Origin of the sequence: Paraburkholderia azotifigens (assembly GCF_007995085.1) — a bacterium.
Classification (GTDB): Bacteria; Pseudomonadota; Gammaproteobacteria; order Burkholderiales; family Burkholderiaceae; genus Paraburkholderia; species Paraburkholderia azotifigens.
Genome location: NZ_VOQS01000005.1, coordinates 489,111 through 508,517, shown reverse-complemented (window position 1 = coordinate 508,517; position 19,407 = coordinate 489,111). Strand labels below are relative to the sequence as shown.

Annotated in this window: 20 protein-coding genes and 1 pseudogene; 16 read left to right on the top strand and 5 right to left on the bottom strand. The window is 66.1% G+C overall.

Annotation, left to right across the window (positions count from 1 at the left end; all coding sequences use genetic code 11):
- Positions 1-27: 27 nt before the first annotated feature.
- The 3 genes from FRZ40_RS34120 to FRZ40_RS34110 all read right to left on the bottom strand — a co-directional run bounded on the left by FRZ40_RS34120 (position 28) and on the right by FRZ40_RS34110 (position 3,410).
- Positions 28-861 (bottom strand): shikimate dehydrogenase family protein, encoded by an 834-nt coding sequence (locus FRZ40_RS34120; RefSeq protein ID WP_028364411.1) that lies wholly within the window; start codon positions 859-861, stop codon positions 28-30.
- Positions 862-896: 35 nt separating this feature from the next.
- Positions 897-2,282, bottom strand: coding sequence for an MFS transporter (locus FRZ40_RS34115; protein ID WP_028364410.1), 1,386 nt, complete (start codon positions 2,280-2,282; stop codon positions 897-899).
- A gap of 210 nt (positions 2,283-2,492) precedes the next feature.
- Positions 2,493-3,410, bottom strand: coding sequence for a LysR family transcriptional regulator (locus FRZ40_RS34110; protein ID WP_028364409.1), 918 nt, complete (start codon positions 3,408-3,410; stop codon positions 2,493-2,495).
- A gap of 115 nt (positions 3,411-3,525) precedes the next feature.
- Here FRZ40_RS34110 and FRZ40_RS34105 point away from each other — a divergent pair, with 115 nt between their 5' ends.
- From FRZ40_RS34105 to ppnP, 7 genes are all read left to right on the top strand, one after another.
- Positions 3,526-4,476 (top strand): ketopantoate reductase family protein, encoded by a 951-nt coding sequence (locus FRZ40_RS34105; RefSeq protein WP_147237137.1) that lies wholly within the window; start codon positions 3,526-3,528, stop codon positions 4,474-4,476.
- Positions 4,473-4,865 (top strand): VOC family protein, encoded by a 393-nt coding sequence (locus FRZ40_RS34100; RefSeq protein ID WP_028364407.1) that lies wholly within the window; start codon positions 4,473-4,475, stop codon positions 4,863-4,865. The genes FRZ40_RS34105 and FRZ40_RS34100 overlap by 4 nt, the downstream gene beginning before the upstream one ends.
- A 2-nt stretch (positions 4,866-4,867) precedes the next feature.
- Positions 4,868-5,326: a MaoC family dehydratase gene (locus FRZ40_RS34095; protein ID WP_147237136.1), complete on the top strand. Its 459-nt coding sequence runs from the start codon at positions 4,868-4,870 to the stop codon at positions 5,324-5,326.
- The gene (locus FRZ40_RS34090; protein ID WP_147237135.1) at positions 5,326-6,537 is read left to right on the top strand and encodes a CaiB/BaiF CoA transferase family protein; all 1,212 of its coding nucleotides are present in this window, start codon (positions 5,326-5,328) and stop codon (positions 6,535-6,537) included. The genes FRZ40_RS34095 and FRZ40_RS34090 overlap by 1 nt, the downstream gene beginning before the upstream one ends.
- A gap of 7 nt (positions 6,538-6,544) precedes the next feature.
- Positions 6,545-7,381, top strand: coding sequence for a shikimate dehydrogenase (gene aroE / locus FRZ40_RS34085; protein ID WP_147237134.1), 837 nt, complete (start codon positions 6,545-6,547; stop codon positions 7,379-7,381).
- 19 nt (positions 7,382-7,400) lie between these two features.
- On the top strand, positions 7,401-7,844 hold the full coding sequence (gene aroQ / locus FRZ40_RS34080) for a type II 3-dehydroquinate dehydratase (protein ID WP_147237133.1): 444 nt from the start codon (positions 7,401-7,403) through the stop codon (positions 7,842-7,844).
- A 102-nt stretch (positions 7,845-7,946) separates the two neighbouring features.
- Complete coding sequence (gene ppnP, locus FRZ40_RS34075; RefSeq protein ID WP_147237132.1) at positions 7,947-8,267, top strand: pyrimidine/purine nucleoside phosphorylase; 321 nt, start codon at positions 7,947-7,949, stop codon at positions 8,265-8,267.
- Positions 8,268-8,326: 59 nt separating this feature from the next.
- Here the strand turns inward: ppnP and FRZ40_RS34070 are convergent, their stop codons facing one another.
- Positions 8,327-9,289 carry a LysR substrate-binding domain-containing protein gene (locus FRZ40_RS34070; protein ID WP_147237131.1) on the bottom strand — a complete coding sequence of 321 codons (963 nt, stop codon included), beginning with the start codon at positions 9,287-9,289 and terminating at the stop codon, positions 8,327-8,329.
- Between the two features lie 135 nt (positions 9,290-9,424).
- Here FRZ40_RS34070 and FRZ40_RS34065 point away from each other — a divergent pair, with 135 nt between their 5' ends.
- Genes FRZ40_RS34065 through FRZ40_RS34025 form a run of 9 tightly spaced genes read left to right on the top strand, consistent with a single transcriptional unit; the run spans position 9,425 to position 17,743 of the window.
- Positions 9,425-10,489 (top strand): ABC transporter substrate-binding protein, encoded by a 1,065-nt coding sequence (locus tag FRZ40_RS34065; protein WP_147237130.1) that lies wholly within the window; start codon positions 9,425-9,427, stop codon positions 10,487-10,489.
- 53 nt (positions 10,490-10,542) lie between these two features.
- Positions 10,543-11,613, top strand: a complete 1,071-nt coding sequence (locus tag FRZ40_RS34060) for an ABC transporter ATP-binding protein (RefSeq protein ID WP_147237129.1) — start codon at positions 10,543-10,545, stop codon at positions 11,611-11,613.
- Positions 11,600-12,472 carry an ABC transporter permease gene (locus FRZ40_RS34055; RefSeq protein WP_028364398.1) on the top strand — a complete coding sequence of 291 codons (873 nt, stop codon included), beginning with the start codon at positions 11,600-11,602 and terminating at the stop codon, positions 12,470-12,472. Before FRZ40_RS34060 ends, FRZ40_RS34055 begins: the two co-directional genes overlap by 14 nt.
- Before the next feature lie 7 nt (positions 12,473-12,479).
- Positions 12,480-13,277 carry an ABC transporter permease gene (locus tag FRZ40_RS34050; RefSeq protein ID WP_028364397.1) on the top strand — a complete coding sequence of 266 codons (798 nt, stop codon included), beginning with the start codon at positions 12,480-12,482 and terminating at the stop codon, positions 13,275-13,277.
- Positions 13,274-14,410, top strand: coding sequence for an NAD(P)/FAD-dependent oxidoreductase (locus tag FRZ40_RS34045; protein WP_147237128.1), 1,137 nt, complete (start codon positions 13,274-13,276; stop codon positions 14,408-14,410). The genes FRZ40_RS34050 and FRZ40_RS34045 overlap by 4 nt, the downstream gene beginning before the upstream one ends.
- 7 nt (positions 14,411-14,417) lie before the next feature.
- The gene (locus FRZ40_RS34040) at positions 14,418-14,759 is read left to right on the top strand and encodes a (2Fe-2S)-binding protein (protein WP_028364395.1); all 342 of its coding nucleotides are present in this window, start codon (positions 14,418-14,420) and stop codon (positions 14,757-14,759) included.
- Positions 14,749-16,179 (top strand): FAD/NAD(P)-dependent oxidoreductase, encoded by a 1,431-nt coding sequence (locus tag FRZ40_RS34035; protein WP_147237127.1) that lies wholly within the window; start codon positions 14,749-14,751, stop codon positions 16,177-16,179. The genes FRZ40_RS34040 and FRZ40_RS34035 overlap by 11 nt, the downstream gene beginning before the upstream one ends.
- Before the next feature lie 7 nt (positions 16,180-16,186).
- Positions 16,187-17,356 (top strand): NAD(P)/FAD-dependent oxidoreductase, encoded by a 1,170-nt coding sequence (locus FRZ40_RS34030; protein ID WP_193567057.1) that lies wholly within the window; start codon positions 16,187-16,189, stop codon positions 17,354-17,356.
- 33 nt (positions 17,357-17,389) lie between these two features.
- A complete protein-coding gene (locus tag FRZ40_RS34025; RefSeq protein ID WP_028364392.1) occupies positions 17,390-17,743 on the top strand; it encodes a RidA family protein in 354 nt (117 codons plus the stop codon).
- 20 nt (positions 17,744-17,763) lie between these two features.
- Here FRZ40_RS34025 and FRZ40_RS34020 read toward each other — a convergent pair.
- Positions 17,764-19,298: pseudogene (locus FRZ40_RS34020) on the bottom strand (diguanylate cyclase domain-containing protein).
- Positions 19,299-19,407 lie beyond the last annotated feature (109 nt).

The following is a 19,407-nucleotide window of genomic DNA, read 5'->3' as shown; positions in this document are numbered from 1 at the left end:
GCGCGCAGGCAACGCCCGCACGCCTGCTCAGTATGCGATCGTCGAAGCTTGCCGCAGTTCTTCGGGCGTCGCGGTGCCGAAGCCGAAGAACTCCAGGTAGGCGGGAATCATCTCGAACAGCATGTCGGTGCCGACCTGCACTTCGCAGCCCTTCTCGCGCGCGGCGCGCAGGAAGGGCGTGTACTCCGACTTCATCACGACTTCGCCGACGAAGCATCCCGGCGCGATGCGCGCGACGTCGAAAGGCAGCGGATCGCCGTCCTTCATGCCGAGCGGCGTCGCGTTCACGACCACGTCGAAACCGTCCGGATCGTTCGAGCCCGTGCTCACTTTCAGCTGCGGATAGTTCTCGCGCAGCCGCTGCGCGAGCCCTTCCGCGGAATCGGCGCGCGTGTCGAACAGCGCCAGTTCGCCGACGTCGGCGGCCGCGAGCGACGCGGCGATTGCCGAACCCACACCGCCCGAACCCGACACCAGCACGCGCGCGCCCTTCAGTTGCCGTCCCTTGCGCAGCACGCCGCGCACGAAACCGGCACCGTCGAACTGATCGCCGAGCAGCGTGCCATCAGGACGTTTGAGCACCGCATTGCAGGCGCCCGCGATACGCACGGCGGGCGTGACTTCATCGACCAGCCCGACCGTCGTCACCTTGTGCGGCATCGTGATGAGCGCCCCACGCAGATTGGTGAAGCGGAAGATCGACGTGAAGCTCTGCTCGTAATCTTCCGGCTTGACGCCCATCGGCACGACGACGGCATCGATACCCTTCTGCTCGAACCACGGGTTGTAGATCATCGGCGACTTGAAGCTCTCGGTCGGGAAACCGATGTGCGCGATGAGGGTGGTTTTTCCAGAAATCATGGTCAGGGGTGCTCTCTCAAACGGCGGTTCTTGATTCAGTGTGCAAACGCATCGGAGCGCAGGCGGTCGTACTCGCTCTTGTCGACGGGCTTCGCGTCGGGTCGGCCCAGGTCGCTCATATGGACGCGATAGGTTTCGCGAGCGCTGAACGCAGCGAGCGATGCGATCACGGTGACGGCAAATGCCAGGCCGCCCACGGTCAGCCAGATGTTCGCGGAACCCGGAGGCGCCACGGCCGTGAAGAGCGCCGGAAGCATGGCGGTGATCGCCGTGCCGACGTTCTGTGCAATCGCCATCGCCGAGACGCGGGTGCGCGTCGGGAACAGTTCAGGATAGAAGCTCGGAAACACTGCGTTGTAGCCCTGATAGACCACGCCCCACATCAGCAGCGACATCACGAATGCGAACGGCACGTTGTGGATGCTGATCGCGTACAGATACGCGAACGCCAGCAGACCCGCGGCCAGCGAACCGACGATCATCGGCGGCTTGCGGCCGATCTTGTCGGACAGATTGCCGACGTACGGAATCACCAGCACGGCGACTATGTTGCCGACGACGGGAATCCACAGGTACACGTCTTTCGCGAAACCGATGCCGTAGGCCGGCTGAACCGCGTAGGCCGCGCCGAAGATGGTCGCGACGACAGGGATCACGTTCATCAGCGACATGCACACCACGCGCAGCATGTTCGGCGAGCTGTACTTGAATGCATCGATCACGGGCGAACGGGCACGCGACTGACGTTCGCCTTCTTCAGTGAAGGCAGGCGTTTCGTCGACCTTGCGGCGGATGATCCAGCCCGCGATGATCACCACGAAGCTCAGCAGGAACGGGATGCGCCAGCCCCAGACATTGAACTGCTCGGTGGGCATGTAATGCGCGAGCGGCAGGAACACGGCTGCGGCCAGAATCTGCCCTGCCTGCACGCCTTGCAGCGTGAAGCTGGAGTAGAAGCCGCGCCGGCCGAACGGCGCGTGCTCGAGAATCATCGAGCTGGCGCCCGAGATTTCGCCCGCCACCGCGAAGCCCTGCACCAGGCGCAGGATCACGAGCAGCACGGGCGCCCACACGCCGACCTGAGCGTACGTGGGCAGGAGACCCACGCCGATCGTCGAAAAACCCATCATGAACATGCACCACAGCAGCACGTTCTTGCGGCCGTGCGTGTCGCCGAGGTGGCCCAGCACGAACGCGCCGATCGGCCGCGCCACGTAGCCCACGCCGTAAGTCGCCAGCGACGCCACGATCGCGGTCGTCGCGTTGCCCTTCGCGAAGAAGATCTGCGGAAAGATCAGCGCCGAGGCGGTCGCATAGATGAAGAAGTCGTAGTATTCCAGCGCCGATCCGATCCAGCCGCTGGCGGCCGCCTTCTTCGACTGATGCTTGCCGTGCGGCTCACTGGTGGGGACTGCAGTCATGGTTGTCTCCTAGCTTTGTAGGCTGACGACACTCAGATGTCGCCAGATGGACCGCAGAGTAGCGTCTGACAGCCCTTATACACAAGCGAACGATACACCTTTTCGTTCGATCATCGCGCACAACTGCGCGATGATCGAACGCTCCGAGGGTTTCTCCGGGGACGGGGCGAGGACCTGGCAGTGGTCGGACGGACGGGAGGTTCGGACGATTCACCGCGCGGGCGCCCTGCTGCTGCCGAAAAGCTGCATCACCACGCCGCGCAGCCAGCGGTTGCCCGCCTCGTGGTGATAGCGCGCATGCCAGTGCTGCCGCACCGCGAATCCTTCGACGGGAATCGGGCATGCGTGAACAGCGAGGTCGCTGGCTTGCGCGAGCGTCTCGCCGATATGGCGCGGCAGCGTGGCGATCAGGTCGGTGGTCTGAACGATCGTCCCGAGTCCGAGGAATCCCGGCAACTGCAGCACGACGTCACGCTCGACGCGCTCACGGGCCAGCGCCTGTTCGAGCAGCTGCGCGCCCGTGCCCGATTCGATGACGACATGCCCCTCCGTGCGGTACTGCTTCAGGCCGAGCCGCGTACGAATCCGCGCGTGATGCCGGTTCGTCAGACACACCCAGTCCTGCTGATACAGCTGCTGCTGGTAAATGCCGCCGCTCAGCCAGGGCACGTAACCGATTGCCAGATCCGCCTCGCCCGACTCCAGCGCACGTTCCGTATTGCCGTCGATACGCGCCGCCTCCAGCCGGATGCCGGGCGCCTGCGCGCGCACATGCGCCAACAGCCTGGGCAGCAACGTGATGTGGCTCGCATCCGTCATGCAGATGCGAAAGCGCCGCTGCGCGGTGGCGGGATCGAACTCGATCTCCCACGCGACGAAGCGCCGTAGCGATTCGAGAATCTCGCGGCAAGGCCCGATCAGCGCGTCCGCCTGCGGCGTCGGCGCCATGCCGCCCGGCGTGCGGATAAAAAGAGGATCCTGCAGCGTTTCGCGCAGACGTCCGAGCCAGATGCTGATGGTCGGCTGGCTCTGCCCGAGCTGTTCGGCAACCCTCGTCACGCTACGGCTGTCGTAAAGCAGGTCGAAAAGCTGCAACAGCTTCAGGTCGGGCAAATCGGTCGGCATCATCGCGGGCGGGTGTCGTCGTGCGTTATTACGTACGGCAATGATGCCATTGTCGCCATTGCATTGTCAGCATAGACGGCAACTCCTATCGTTCGGCTACACGTCAAGGAGAAGCCAGTTGAAGATTGCGATTCTCGGCGCCGGCGCATTAGGTTGCGCGATCGGCGCCACACTCACGGAAGGCGGCCATGAAACCTGGTTGCTGGACCGCTCGCCCGCCCATGTCGACACGATGCGTCGCGACGGCCTGCAAATCGACGACGAAGCCGGCACGCGGCGCATCGCCGTGCGCGCGGCGACGCGAGCCGAGGAAATCGGCGCCGTGGATCTCGTCATCGTGCTGGTCAAGTCCTTTCACACGGACGCCGCGATGCGCGGCGCGCTCGCCCTGGTCGGACCGGATACGCGCGTGCTGTCGCTGCAGAACGGTCTCGGCCATGAAGACATCCTCGCCGATATCGTCGGCCGCGAACGCGTGCTGGCAGGCAAAACCTATGTGGGCGGCGTGCTGCGCGGGCCGGGCCACATCCAGTCCGGCGTAAAGGGCAAAGCGACCTACATCGGCGAACTGGACGGCCGGCTCACGCGGCGCGTGCAGGCGATCGCCGATGCCTTCAACGCCGCCGGCCTGCTGACCACCGTCAGCGACAACATCATGGGCACCATGTGGGACAAGCTTCTCGTCAACGTCGCGACGGGCGCGCTCACGGGCATCACGCGTCTCACCTACGGTCAGCTCTACGACGAGCCCTTGTTGAAGGCGACGGCGCTCGCAGCCGTCTCCGAAGCGATCGCTGCGGCGCAGGCCGCGGGCGTCCGGCTGTCGATGACAGACGCCGAACAGGCATGGACCCTCGCGGCCGAAGGGCTTTCGCCTGCGTTCAGGACGTCGATGCTGCAAAGCCTCGAGAAAGGCTCGATCACCGAGATCGATTTCATCAACGGTTCCGTCGTGCGCTGGGGAGAACGTCTCGGCGTGCCGACGCCCGTCAACGCGACGCTGGTGTCCTGCATCAAGGGCATCGAGCGCGCCATGGCCGACCAGCAGCGCAAGGAGACAACGGCATGAGCGGCTCCAGGGCTTATCTCGAACATGTGGCCATCTGGGTGAAGGACATCCAGTGGCACATCCGCTTCTTCGAAGACGTCTTCGGCATGACGATGCGCGAAGTCGACGGTACGGTCGACGCGCCGCGCCAGTACTGGACAGTCGGCGGCTTGCAGTTCATTCATGCGCCGCAACACGACGGTCCCGAAGGCCGTCTCGCGCATCTCGGGGTGATGTGCGAAGACCTCGACGCCGCGCTGGCCGCGGCACAGAAATATGCGGTAAGCGAAATGCCGCAAGGACGCAACTGGTTGCGCCTGCCCGATGGTCTCGCCGTCGAACTGATCCAGGCAAAACCGGCGTCGTGCGTCGCACAGGCGCTGAATCTCAACCCGCGCGCGGAGGCGTGAACATGACGATCATCGAGAAGTACTGGGACGACGCGCGCGAAGGCGACGAATGCGTGAGCCCGAACTACACCGTCACGAAAGAACGCATCCTCGCGTACGCCGACCTCACGGGGGACCATACGCCCGTGCACGTCGACGAGGCATACGCGAATACAAGCCACTTCGGCTGCCTCGTTGCGCACGGGCTGTTCGGATTGTCGATCGCCGACGGTCTCAAGACGCAGAGCGACTATCGCTTCCTGCCCGGCATGTCGCTCGGCTGGACGTGGGACTTTCTGTTGCCGATCAAGGTCAACGACATACTGCACGTCAAGTTCCGCGTAGGCGCGATGCGGCCGAGCAAGAGCCGCCCCGATTGGGGCATCGTCGTGCTGCCTTCCGAACTGGTCAATCAGCACGGTGAAGTCGTGCAACGCGGCGAGCATCGTCTGATGGTGCCGCGCCGGCCGGGAGTGTTCTGATGCAGGCACGTCCGCTCGAAGGCATACGCGTCGTCGACTATAGCCATTTTCTTGCCGGCCCCTATGTGGGCCGCTGTCTCGCGGCGCTCGGCGCCGAAGTCATCAAGGTCGAGCGACCCGGCAGCGGCGACGCGGGCCGCCAGCACGCGACCGTGCTCGACGATCGGCAAAGCGGCTATTTTCTGCAGTTGAACATGGGCAAGCGCGGCGTCAGCGTCGATATGAAAGATCCGCTCGGCAAGGAATTCATGCAGCGCCTGTGCGATTCCGCCGATGTGTTCGTCGAGAACTACCGCCCCGGCGCGCTGGACAAGCTCGGTCTCGGCTATGAAGCGTTGTCGGCGCGCAATCCAGGACTCGTCTACTGTTCGATCTCCGCCTACGGACACACGGGCCCCGACGCGCATCGCGCGGGCTTCGGCCTGATCGCGGAAGCGAAGAGCGGGATCATGCAGATGGTCGGCACGCCGGGCGAGCCGCCGCCGCTGCTGCGCATCTCGCTCGGCGACATGTACACGGGCATCCACGCGGTCGCGGCCATCAACGCGGCACTGCTCGGCCGCGCGAAGAGCGGGCGCGGCCAGCATATCGACATGGCGCTGTACGACACGCTCGTCTCGATGCACGAATATGCGGTGCAGTGCTACACGCTGCGCGGCGTGCTGCCGGAGCAGACGGGACACGACATGCCGACTTCGACACTCTACGGCGTGTTTCGCGCCGCGGACGGCGATCTCGTGATCGCCGCGCAGGTGGACGACGCATGGAAGCGTTTTGCCGCGCTGATCGAAACGCATGGCGGCCCGGCGGGCTTCGGCGGCGATACGCGCTTTCACGACAGCGTGGGCCGCAACGCGCACCGGACGGCGATCCTGTCCGTGGTCCAGCCGTGGGTGGCCTCGCGTCCGGTGGCGCAGGTGCTGGCCTTGCTCGATGGCATCGACGTGCCGTGCGCGAAGGTGCAGCGCATCGACGAGGTGCTCGACGATCCGCAGATCCAGGCGCGCGGCATGGTGGTCGAGCAGCAACATCCTCGCTACGGCACGCTGCGCCTGCCCAACCTCCCTTTTCGTTTCTCCCATTGCGACACGACGATCCGCGAAGTCGCGCCGGACCTCGGCCAGCACAACGCCGATGTCGCGCAATCGCTGGGCTTCTCCGCTGCCGAGATCGATGCGATGCAAACGGAAGGCGTTCTCTACTCGAAGTGAGATCAAGATGACTGACCAGTATGCAGTGATCGGCAACCCGATCGGACACACGAAGTCGCCGTTGATTCACGGCCTGTTTGCCGAGGCGACGCGGCAAGACATGACTTACGTCGCAATAGAAGGCCCACTCGATCCTGAAGAGGGCTTTGCCCGCGTCGTGCGCGCTTTCTCGGCCGAAGGCGGCAAGGGTATGAACGTCACCGCGCCCTTCAAGCTCAAGGCGTACGCGCTCGCCGACGAACGCAGTGCGCGCGCGGCGCTCGCAGGCGCGGTCAACGCGCTGAAATTCGAAGACGGCCGCATTCTCGGCGAGAACTTCGACGGCATCGGCCTGCTGCGCGATATCGAGGTCAATCTCGGCGTGCGGCTCGCGGGCAAGCGCGTGCTGATGCTCGGCGCGGGCGGCGCGGCACGCGGCGCGCTGTTGCCGTTCCTCGCGGCCCGCCCCGCCGAACTGGTGATGGCGAATCGGGACGTGTCCAAAGCCGAAGCGCTGGCGGCGCAAACGGGCGCGCACGGCAGTGCGCTGCGCGCGTGCGGATACCACGACCTCGCGGCGCAAGGCCGTTTCGACCTCGTGGTCAACGCTACGTCGGCGAGTCTCACGGGCCAGTTGCCGCCCGTTCCGCCCAGCGTGTTCAGTCCGCAAGGCACGGCCTACGAACTGGCCTACGGCAAGGGGCTCACGCCGTTCCTGCGGCTCGCCCGCAACGCGGGCGTGCACCACATCGCCGATGGCGTCGGCATGCTCGTCGAGCAGGCTGCGGAAGCCTTCGCATGGTGGCGCGGCGTACGCCCGGAGACTCGCGCCGCGATCGACCGGCTGACGGTACCTCTCGACTGAACGCATGGAGACGGCACGCATGAAGCAGATCCTGATGCTTCACGGCATCAACCACAACATGTTCGGCAAGCGCGACCCTGTCCAGTACGGAACCGTCACGCTCGCCGATATCGATGCGACGCTGCGCACGCTCGGCGAGGAACTGGGCGTGGCAGTCGAATCGTTCCAGACCAATAGCGAAGCCGCCATGTGCGAGCGGATCCATCATGCGTTCGAGGAACGCAAGGACGCCGTGCTGATCAACGCCGGGGCATGGACGCACTACAGCTACGGCATCCGCGATGCGCTCGCGATCCTCACCTGCCCTGTCGTCGAGTTGCACATGTCGAACATTCACGCGCGTGAGGCGTTCCGGCATCGTTCCGTGTTCGCCGATATCGTCAGCGGACAGATTTGCGGGTTTGGGATAGACAGCTATACGCTCGCGTTGCGGGCGGCCGTCGCGCAGATCGCACGAGGGTGAGTCCTTCGGGCGTTGGTATGATGGCGGGCTCGCGCCATCGCTTCCACGTGGATCCGCATGGCGCCGCCGCATCCATTCACAACGCCCCGGAGGATCACCGCCATGACGGCCGCAACGCAATTCGATCAGGTTTCCGTAGTCAAGAAAGCCAACGTCTACTTCGACGGCAAGTGTGTGTCGCACACCGTTCTGTTCGCCGACGGCACGCGCAAGACACTCGGCGTGATCCTGCCCGGCACGCTCAACTTCGGCACCGACGCGCCGGAACTGATGGAAGTGCAGGCCGGCAAGTGCCGTATCCGCCTGGACGGCAGCGACGAGTGGAAGACCTATGCCGCGGGCGAGTCGTTCTCGGTGCCCGGCAAGAGCCGCTTCGATATCGACGTGGTCGAGACGCTCGACTACGTGTGCAGCTATCTGTAACGACGCATTCGCGTCATGCCGCGACGCTGCCTGCACCGTCGTCGCGGCAATCTTCCTCATCACTGAACGGCCCGTTTTACGCCTTGCCTGCGCACACGCTTCGGCGTCGAATCGGGCACGATGTCCTTCATTTTCCCGATCAGTTCGTCATGCTCCTCGCGCAGCACTTCGACGAATGCGGACGCCAGCCGCTCGCGCGGCCGGTGCGGCGGAAACAGCAGATAGGTCGGAAATAGCACAGCCGGCGAGAACGGCCTGATCGCGATATCCGGCCCGGCGAAATCCCGCGCCACGACAGGATGCGCGAGCGTCACGCCCATTCCGCAGCGCACCAGTTCGCAGCAGATCGCCGTGTATTGCGCTTCGATTGCGAGCACGCGTTGCACGCCCGCTCGCGCGAACACCTCGTCCATCTGTACGCGCGTGCCGTCGCCGTGGCACAGCGAGATGAACGACTCGCCTTCGAGATCGGACGGCTTGATGGAAGGCTTCGTCGCAAGCCTGTGCGAAGCCGGCATCACGCAGACGGCCGCCACCTTCGAGAGCATCTCGACATCGCAATTCGACGCCTCGCTGATGTACACCGCCACGCCGAGATCGCAGAACTGCGATGCCGTCCAGTGATTCACCGTCCCCGACGTATTCACATGCAGCGACACCGTCACGCCGGGATGCAGCGCCTGAAAACGCTTGATCGCGTGCGGCACGAGCGTGAGTCCCGCTGACGGCATCGCCGCGATGCGCAGACGTCCGCTGCCCAGGTTGCGGATCTGCGCAGCGGCATTCGCGAGCCCTTGCAGACCCACATACGCGCGCTCCACTTCGCGAAAGAACGCCGTGCCTTCGCTGGTCGGAATCAGCCGCACGCCGCTGCGCTGAAACAGCAGCAAGCCCGTTTCGCGTTCGAGCTGCGAGATCAGACGGCTGACGTTCGGCTGCGACGTGAACAGCGCCTTCGCCGCCGCCGTCATCGACCCGGCCACCATGACAGCGCGAAACGCCTCGACATGTTTCAGATTCATCGGCATCAACCCATATCAGCCATGTATGGATTGCTATTTTATTCGTATTGGACGATATGACCATAGCGGACCAGACTGTGTCGCATGGATACGCCGCCAGAGCGTCCCTTCCCACACTCCAAGGAGATCGCCGTCATGCAAGAAACGCTGCGCCGCCGTTGCCGTTTTACGACCCGGGTTTTCTCCTCCGCGCTGTCCCTCGCCTGTCTGACGGCTTCTCTGTACGCGCAGGCCGACACGACGCTCTACGTCGCGAACGTCGGCGGCTCCAACGAGCAGCTCTATCGCCAGAAGATCATTCCGCCGTTCGAAAAAGCGCATGACGTGAAGATCGTCTATGTCGCGGGCAATTCGAGCGACACGCTCGCGAAGCTTCAGGCGCAGAAGGGTCATCAGCAGATCAACGTCGCCGTGATGGACGACGGCCCGATGTACCAGGCGATGCAGCTCGGCCTGTGCGCGAAGGTCGACGACGCGCCCGTGATGAAGGACATCTATCCCCTCGCGCGGCTCGGCCCGACGGCTGTCGGCGTCGGCATGGTGGCGACGGGCATCGGCTACAACGAAGAGGCGTTCAAAAAGCTCGGCCTGCCCGCGCCCGACTCCTGGCAGGTGCTCACCGACAAGCGCCTGAAGGGCAAGCTCGGCGTCCCGCCCATCACCAACACGTATGGGCTGCACACGCTCGTGATGCTCGCGCGAATGAACGGCGGCGGCGAGAAGAACATCGATCCCGGCTTCAACGCGATGACGAAGCAGGTCGCGCCCGACGTGCTCTCGTGGGCGCCCACGCCGGGCGAAATGGACGGCCTGATGCAGGCGGGCGACGTGATCCTCGCGCCCTACGGCAGCGGCCGCGCGGTCGCGCTACAGAACACGGGCTTTCCGCTCAAGTTCGTCTATCCGAAGGAAGGCGGCGTCGCGCTGCAGGTCGCGGCCTGCGCGGTGGCGGAAAACGCGCAGCCGAAGCTCTCGCAGGAATTCATCCAGTACCTGCTGAGCCCCGAAGTGCAGGCAATGCAGGCGCAAGGCATCGGCCTCGGGCCCGTCAACAAGACAGTCAAGCTGACGCCCGAAGTGGCCGCGCGCGTGCCGTACGGCCCGGAACAGGTCGGCAAGCTGACCGCGATGGACTGGAGCACGATCAACCAGCATCGCACGGAATGGACGGAGCGCTGGAACCGCTCGGTCGAACGCTAGACGGCGTGCCGCTCATCAGTCAGACCGTCCGCATCTGAACAGGACCGACGCATATGACCTACCTCACCTTGCAAGGCATCTCGAAGCGCTACGGCGACTTCACGGCCGTCGAGCAACTCGATCTGTCCGTCGAGCGCGGCGAGTTCCTGTCGCTGCTCGGCCCGTCCGGCTGCGGCAAGACGACCACGCTGCAGATGATCGCCGGCTTCGTCACGCCGAGCGCGGGCCGCATCACGCTCGATGGCCGCGACATCACGAACCTGCGCCCCGAGAAACGCGGCATGGGGGTGGTGTTCCAGAGCTACGCGCTGTTTCCACATATGACGGTGGCGGGCAACGTCGGCTTCGGTCTGGAAATGCGCAACATGAAGCGCGACGAGCGCGCGGTGCGCGTCGCCGAGGCGCTCGATCTGGTGCGCCTCAAAGGGCTCGACACGCGTTATCCGAAGGAGCTGTCGGGCGGCCAGCGCCAGCGCGTTGCGATTGCTCGCGCGCTGGCGATGCGCCCCAACCTGCTGCTGCTCGACGAGCCGATGTCGAATCTCGACGCGAAGCTGCGCGAGGAAATGCACATCGAACTGCGCGCGATCCAGAAGCGCCTCGGCATCACGACGATCCTCGTCACGCACGATCAGGTCGAAGCGATGACGATGAGCGACCGCATTGCCGTGCTGCATCGCGGCCGCATCGCGCAGCTGAGCACGCCATTCGATGCGTACGAGCGCCCCGCCACGCCGTTCGCGTCGACGTTTCTGGGCCGCACCAACACGCTGCCTGGCGAAGTGCTCCGGCGCAATCCGCGCTGCGCGGAAGTCGATGTCGCGGGCACGACCTTGCACGTGCCGCACGAAGGCCGCGAGGTGGCAGGCGCCGTGCACGTGTATATCCGTCCCGAGAAAGTGCGGCTCGCGAATGGGGACGCCCGCATGCAGGGACGCGTCGCGAACCGCGTGTTCATCGGCAATCAGTGGCTGCTCGAAATCGACACCGAACTCGGCAAGCTGCACGTCGCGCAGCCGAACTTCGGCGCGCCGCCGCCCGGGGAAGGCCACGAAGTCGGCCTCGCCTTCACCGACGACGACCTGCGCGTGCTGACCCGGGAGAGCGCTCATGGCAACGCTTGACGACTCGCGCGCGGGCGCGGCGCCGTGGCTGCTGTCCGCGCCCGCGCTGCTGCTGTTCGGCGCCCTGCTGTTCGTGCCGCTCGTGCTGACGCTGCTGCTGTCGTTTCGCGTCTTCAGCGACGTCGCGGGCGTGCAGACGCTCTACACGCTCAAGAACTATGCCGAGGTATTGAGCGATCCGTACTACGGCGAAATCTTCCTGCGCACGGCGGGCCTCGCACTCGCCGTCACGCTGCTGAGCGTGCTGCTCGGCGTGCCGGAGACCATCGTGCTCGCGCGCATGAAGCGTCCGTGGCAGTCGCTGTGTCTGCTGATCGTGCTCGGCCCGCTGCTGATTTCCGTGGTGGTGCGCACGCTCGGCTGGCAGATCCTGCTCGGCAACAACGGCGTGCTGAACAACGTGCTACAGGCCTTGCACATCACGTCCGAGCCGATCCGCCTCGTCTTCACGATGACGGGCATGATCATCGCGCTCACGCATGTGCTGGTGCCGTTCATGGTGATGTCGGTGTGGGCGACGCTGCAGAAGCTCGATCCGCAGGTCGAATGGGCGGGGCTGTCGATGGGCGGCTCGCCGCTGCGCGTGTTTCGCCGCGTGGTGCTGCCGCAGATCATGCCCGGCGTGCTGTCCGGCTCGATCATCGTGTTCGCGCTGTCCGCCTCGGCTTTCGCGACGCCCGCGCTGATCGGCGGCCGCCGTCTGAAAGTGGTCGCGACGGCCGCTTACGACGAGTTCCTCGGCACGCTGAACTGGCCGCTCGGCGCAAGCATCGCGGTGCTGCTGCTGATCGCGAACGTCGCGATCGTGATGGGCTGCAGCCGTCTCGCCGAACGCCGCTTCAAGCACATCTTCGACTGAGGCCATCATGAAACAGAACGGATTCTGGGGCCTGCTGTTCAACGCGCTGTTCCTCACCTTCATCCTCGCGCCGATCGTCGTCGTGCTGCTGGTGGCGTTCACCGACAAAGGCTTCATTTCGATGCCCTTCGACGGCGCGTCGCTGCGCTGGTTTCGCGCGATCCTCGACAACGGCGACATCGTCTCGGCGTTCTGGCTGTCGGTGCGGCTCGCGTTCGCCGCGGCGACGATCGGCGTCGCGCTCGCGGTGCCCGCCGCGCTCGCCATCGCGCGCTACCGCTTTACGGGCCGCGCCGCGCTGATGAGCTTCTTCCTCTCGCCGATGATGATTCCCGCCGTCGTGCTCGGCATCGCATTCCTGCGCTTCCTGTCGCTGCTGCATCTGAGCGGCTCGTTCTGGGCGCTCGTCGCGACGCACGTGATCATCGTGCTGCCGTATGCGCTGCGGCTTGCGCTGTCGTCGGCCGTCGGGCTCGACCGCGATGCCGAGCGCGCTGCTCTCTCGTGCGGCGCGAGCCGCTTCACCGCCTTCCGCCGCATCGTGCTGCCGATGATCCGCACGGGCGTCGCGGGCGGCTGGGTGCTGTCGTTCATCCAGAGCTTCGACGAGCTCACGATGACCATTTTCGTCGCGACGCCCGGCACGACCACGCTGCCCGTCGCCATGTACAACCAGATCGCGCAGACCATCGATCCCCTCGTCGCTTCCGTGTCGGCGGTGCTGATCGTCGGCACGGTTCTGCTGATGGTGCTGCTCGACCGCATGGTCGGACTGGACCGTATCCTGATCGGAGAAGCTCGATGACCCGCCACTCATCCGCGAATCCCGACGTGCTCGTGCTGGGCGGCGGCCTGGTCGGTTCCGCCGTCGCCTGGGGCCTCGCGCGCGAAGGCGCGCGCGTGACGGTGCTCGATCAGGACGACGGCGCGCTGCGCGCGTCGCGCGGCAATTTCGGGCTCGTCTGGATTCAGGGCAAAGGCTATGGACTCTCGCCGTATGCGCGCTGGTCGCGCAGTTCGGCCGCGCGCTGGCCGTCGCTCGCCGACGCGCTGCTCGCCGAAACGGGTATCGACGTCGCGCTGCGTCAGCCGGGCGGCTTTCACTTCTGCTTCTCCGACGACGACCTCGCCGAGCGCGCGAAGCGCCTCGGCACGCTGCAACGCGAACTGGGCGACTACCCGTATCAGCTGCTCGACGCACGCGAGGTGCGCGAGCGCCTGCCCGCGATAGGGCCGGACGTGATCGGCGCGAGCTATACGCCGATGGACGGCCACGTCAATCCGCTCAAGCTGCTGCGCGCGCTGCACGCGGGCATGCAGCGGCGCGGCGTGAAGCTGGTCGGCGGCGAGGAAGCGTTGCGCATCGCGCCCGAAAGCGGCGGCTTCGCGGTGCAGGGCAAGCGCGGCACGTATCGCGCGGCGCGCGTGGTGCTCGCGGCGGGCCTCGGCAATCGCGTGCTCGCACCGCACGTCGGGCTGCATGCGCCCGTCGCGCCGAATCGCGGCCAGGTGCTGATCAGCGAGCGCGTCGCGCCGTTCCTGCACTACCCGACGCTCAACGTCCGGCAAACCGACGAAGGCACCGTGCAGTTCGGCGATTCGATGGAAGAAGTCGGCTTTAACGATTTCACGACCACGCCCGTGCTGTCCGACATCGCGCGGCGCGGCGTGCGCGCGTTCCCGTTGCTGAAGAACGTGCGGCTGGTGCGCACGTGGGCCGCGTTGCGCGTCTACAGCCCGGACGGCTTCCCCGTCTACGACGAGTCCGCGCGCCATCCGGGGGCGTTCGTCGTCACCTGTCACAGCGGCGTGACGCTTGCCGCCGCGCATGCGCTGCGTGTCGCGCCGTGGATCGCCGGCGGCGCGATGCCCGACGAGATTCCCGCGTTTACGGGCAACCGCTTCCTCGAGTCCCCCGCTCTCATTCCCGCTCACTGATTCCGCCATGACTTCCACACCGCTATTCAAGGCCCTGCCCGGCGCCGATGCGCCCGTCGACATCTGGTTCAACGATCAGCCGCTGCGCGTGCCGGGCGGACGCTCGGTGGCCGCGGCGCTGCTGGCCGCCGGCATTGCGCGGTTTCGCGCGACGCCCGTTTCCGGCGCGCCGCGCGCGCCGTTCTGCATGATGGGCGCGTGCTTCGAGTGCCTCGTCGAGATCGACGGCGTGCCGAGCCGGCAAAGCTGCATGGTGACCGTGCGCGACGGCATGCGTATCCGTTCGCAGGAAGGCGCGCGCGATCTGCCGCCGTTCGAAGTCTCGCTGGAGGATGCTCATGGCCGCTGAATACGATGCAACACTCGCAGCCGGTTTCGCCGCCGAAGCCGTCGATGTCGTTGTCGTAGGCGCCGGTCCCGCCGGCATGAGCGCGGCGACGCGCGCGGCGCGCGCGGGCCTGTCCGTCGTGCTGCTCGACGAACAGGACGCCGTCGGCGGGCAGATCTATCGCGCGATCGGCCGCGCCGACGCGCGCCGCAAGGAGATTCTCGGTCCCGACTACGCAGCGGGTTCGGCCATCGCCGAAGCGTTCGCCCGTTCCGGCGCGCGCCACGTCGCGCATGCGTCCGTCTGGCAGGTCACGCGCGAACGCGCTGTGCATTATCTGAAAGACGGCAAGGTCGGCAGCTTCGACGCGCGGCGCGTGATTCTCGCGACGGGCGCGCTCGAACGGCCGTTCCCGATTCCCGGCTGGACGCTGCCCGGCGTGCTGACGGCGGGCGCCGCGCAAATCCTGCTGAAAAGCGCGGGCGAAGTGCCCGCCGAACCGCCCGTGCTGGCGGGCTGCGGTCCGCTGCTGTATCTGCTCGGCTGGCAGTACGTGCGCGCGGGCGTGCCGATCCGCGCGCTCGTCGATACGACGCGCCACGAGGACCGCTGGCGCGCAAAGAAGCATCTGTTGTCCGCACTGCGCGCGTGGCCTTTCCTGAGCAAGGGCCTGCAACTGATCCGCACGCTGCGCGCCGCGGGCGTGCCCATCTACGAGGCCGCCGACGATCTGCGGATCGAGTCGAAGCGCGATAGCGACGGCACCGAACGCGCCGCCGCGCTGCGCTTCACGACGCAAGGCCGCGCGCACAAGGTAGAAGCGGACGTGATCCTGCTGCATCAGGGCGTCGTGCCGAACACGCAGTTCACGCTGTCGCTGCGCGCGCAACACCACTGGGACGCAGCGCAGCTGTGTTTCGCGCCGACCACGGATACATGGGGCGAACTCGACGTGCCGGGCATCTTCGTCGCGGGCGACGGCGGCGGCATCGGCGGCGCGCTGGCGGCGGCCGAACAGGGCGCGCTGAGCGCGCTGCAGGCCGCCAGTCAGCTCGGCGCAATCGATGCGGCGACGCTCGTACGCGAAGCCGCGCCGCATCGCCGCGCCCTCGCCGACGTGATGCGCATCCGTCCGTTTCTGGACAGTCTGTACCGTCCGCGCGACGCAAACCGCATTCCGTCCAACGACGTGATCGTGTGCCGTTGCGAAGAAGTGACGGCGGGCGACGTGCGCGGCTTCGTCGAACTGGGCTGCATGGGCCCGAATCAGGCGAAGTCGTTTGGACGCTGCGGCATGGGCCCGTGCCAGGGGCGCATGTGCGGCCTGACCGTCACCGAAATCATCGCGGATGCCCGCAAGGTGCCGCCGGACGAAGTCGGCTACTACCGCATCCGTCCGCCCATCAAGCCGCTCACGCTCGGAGAACTCGCCGGTGAATGACGCCGCCATGCCCCCTTCCGGCGCCGCAAGCGAAGCCGATGTACTCGTGATCGGCGGCGGCCTGCACGGCTCAAGCAGCGCGTTCCACATGGCCAGACGAGGCGCTAACGTGGTCGTGCTCGAAGCCGATTACGTCGGGCGGCACTCGTCGGGCGTCAACGCGGGCGGCGTGCGCACGCTCGGCCGGCCCGTGCCCGAGATCCCGCTCGCGCTGATGTCGCGCGAAATCTGGCACGCGTTGCATGACACGATCGGCGACGACGGCGGCTTCGTACCTTCCGGCCAGTTGAAGATCGCCGAAACGGAGGCGGAGCTCGACGAATGCCGCGCGCGCGTCGCGCTGCTCGAATCGCACGGCTTCACGCATGAAAAGCTGATCGACCGCGCAACCCTGCTCGAACTCGAACCCGCGCTCGCGCCGCATGTGACGGGCGGCATCTGGGTCGAGCGCGACGGCTACGCGTTGCCGTTCAGGACCACGGCTTCCTTCCGCCTTGCCGCGCAACGGCTCGGCGCGCGGTTCTTCGAAGGCACGCCCGTTGGCCGCATCGAACAGCGCGGCACGCGTTGGTTCGCGCAGACGCCGCGCGGTCTCTTCAGCGCGGAAAAACTCGTGATCACAGCAGGCGCATGGGCGGGCCAACTCGCCGAACAGGTCGGCGAACGCGTGCCCGTTCATCCCGAAGGTCTGATGCTGATGGTCACGCACCGCGTCGCGCCGTTCTGCCGCGCGACGCTCGGCGCAACGGGCCGGCCGCTGTCGTTCAAGCAGTTCGACAACGGCACGGTGGTGATCGGCGGCAAACTGATCGGCATTGCCGATCTGGACGGCCGTCACGGCGAAGTCGATTTCGCGCGCCTCGTGCGCAGCGCGAATACCGTCGTCGATCTGTTCCCGCATTTGCGGCATCTCGGCGTGAACCGCGCGTGGGCAGGCGTCGAAGCCTTTACCGACGACTCGCTGCCCGTGATCTCGGCGAGCCGCCGCGCGTCGAATCTCGTCTACTCGTTCGGCTATTGCGGCAGCGGCTTCCAGCTCGGACCGGGATGCGGGAAGCTCGTCTCCGAACTCGTGCTCGACGGCGAGCCTTCATTGCCGCTCGAAGCCTTTGCGATCGACCGTTTCGACTTGACGCACGCCGCTTCGACCCGCGTGGTCAGCGCCGTCGCTCATTGATTGCCTCACTCATCCACAGGAGCAAACCAGCGTATGTCCGATATCGTCAGAATCGAAACGAACCAGCGCATGAGCCGCGTCGTCAAGGCGGCGGGACTCGTGTTCATTGGCGGCCAGACCTCGAACGACCACGCGCCCGATGTGAAGATCCAGACGGCAAGCGTGCTGGCGAAGATCGACGGCTTTCTGGAAAAGGCAGGCATCGACAGGATGCGCCTCGTGTCGGCGCAGGTGTGGCTTGCGAATATCGAGCGCGATTTCGCGGGCATGAACAGCGTGTGGGACGCGTGGGTCGCGCCCGGCTGCGCGCCGACGCGCGCGACGGTCGAGGCGAAGCTCGCCGCGCCGGAACTGCTGGTCGAGATCGCCGTCGTCGCGCTCGCGTAACGGCTGCGCCGAAACAGGCGTCAGCCGCCTGAAACCGCCTGCGCGTTCGAGACGCGGTACGTGCCCCTTCCCGCCTGCTTCGCGCTGTACAACGCCTGATCCGCGCGCCGGATCAGGCCGTCGACGGAATCGTCGTTCGCCGCCAGCGCAATGCCGACGCTCGTGCCGATGCTCACCGCCTCGCCCGTCGACAGGTGATACGGCAGCGCGATGCCGCGGATCACGCGCTGCGCCAGCGCGACAACAGAAGGCAAGGTGGTGTGATCGGCGATGATCGCGAACTCGTCGCCGCCCAGCCGCGCCACCAGTTCGCCTGGACGCAGCACGCGCGAGAGCCGCGTGGCGACTGTTTCCAGCACCTCGTCGCCCGCGCAATGGCCGAGCCGGTCGTTGACCTGCTTGAAACCGTCGAGGTCCAGATACATCATCGCGCACGATCCGCCCGATCGCGCCCGCTCAACCTCAGAATCTGTTCGAGCCGGTCGCGCAGTTCGCGGCGATTCGGCAGGCCCGTCAGCGAATCGTGACTCGCGAGGTGCAGGATCTTCGCCTCCGTCTGGCGCCGCTGCGTGACGTCCTCGATGATGATGACGGCGCTGCCGTCGGGCACGGGATTACGCGTCAATTCGAGCTGGCGGCCGTCCTGCAGTTCGAGATCCATCGGGCTGCGCTCGTCGCCAAGCCACGCATTGCACTGTTCGACCAGCCGCTTGTGCAGCGTCTCGCCGAACTGCGCGATGCCGACATGGCCGATGAATTCCGGCAGCGGCACATTCAGCTTCAGCGTCTCGACGGTCGCGCCGAACAGCTCCGCCGTGCGGCGGTTCGCAATCACCACGTTGCCCGTTCCGTCGACGGTGCACAAACCATGCGGCATATAAGCGAGCGCAGCGTCGAAGCGCGCGGTGAGTTCGGCATGGCGCTGCTCGGCCGTCATCAGTGCGACGAGCCCTTTGTAATGGCGCCGCACGACGGACACCATCGCCGCGTTGTACGCGACGAGCGGCGGCACGAGAATCCACGCGCCGCTTTGCGGCGCGAGCAGCGCGCCGATGCCGATGGGCACCGTGCCGAGGAAAATCTGCGCGATCGCGAGACGGGGCAACGCCGCGTTGCGCGACGCGATGCCGCCGAGAATGCCCGCCGCGACCATGATCGCGAGCGTCGCGAGTTCCTTGTCCGGAGACAGGAAACAGGCCGCCGTGCCGAGCCCGAGCAGCAGACATGCAACCAGACTGAGAGGCGCATAGCGAGCCGCCCACGGCGCCGGATGCACCGCGCAGACGCGGCTGCGCGCGACATAGATGCGGACGATGCCGAGCCGCGCGGCCAGCACGGCGACGTCGGCGATCAGCCAGAGCGCCGTCCACGTCTGATGCAGCCGGAAGCACGCGACGATCGCCACGAACACACTGGACATGCCCGACAGGAAGAGCGGCCAGGCGTTGTCGAACAGCGCGGACAGCAGCGCGGCGCGCACCGACGGGCTGATCACGCCCTTCTCCGGCGTGGGCGTCGCCAGCAGCGAATCGTAAAGGGAGGGTTTCTCAGACATGGTTCGGCCGTGATCGGGACGCTGTATTCCGGCTCATCGCAGGGCAACCTTTGTTCTTTGGATTAACGGCCTGAAAATGGAGGGATTGAGTCAGGTAAACGCGAACTGC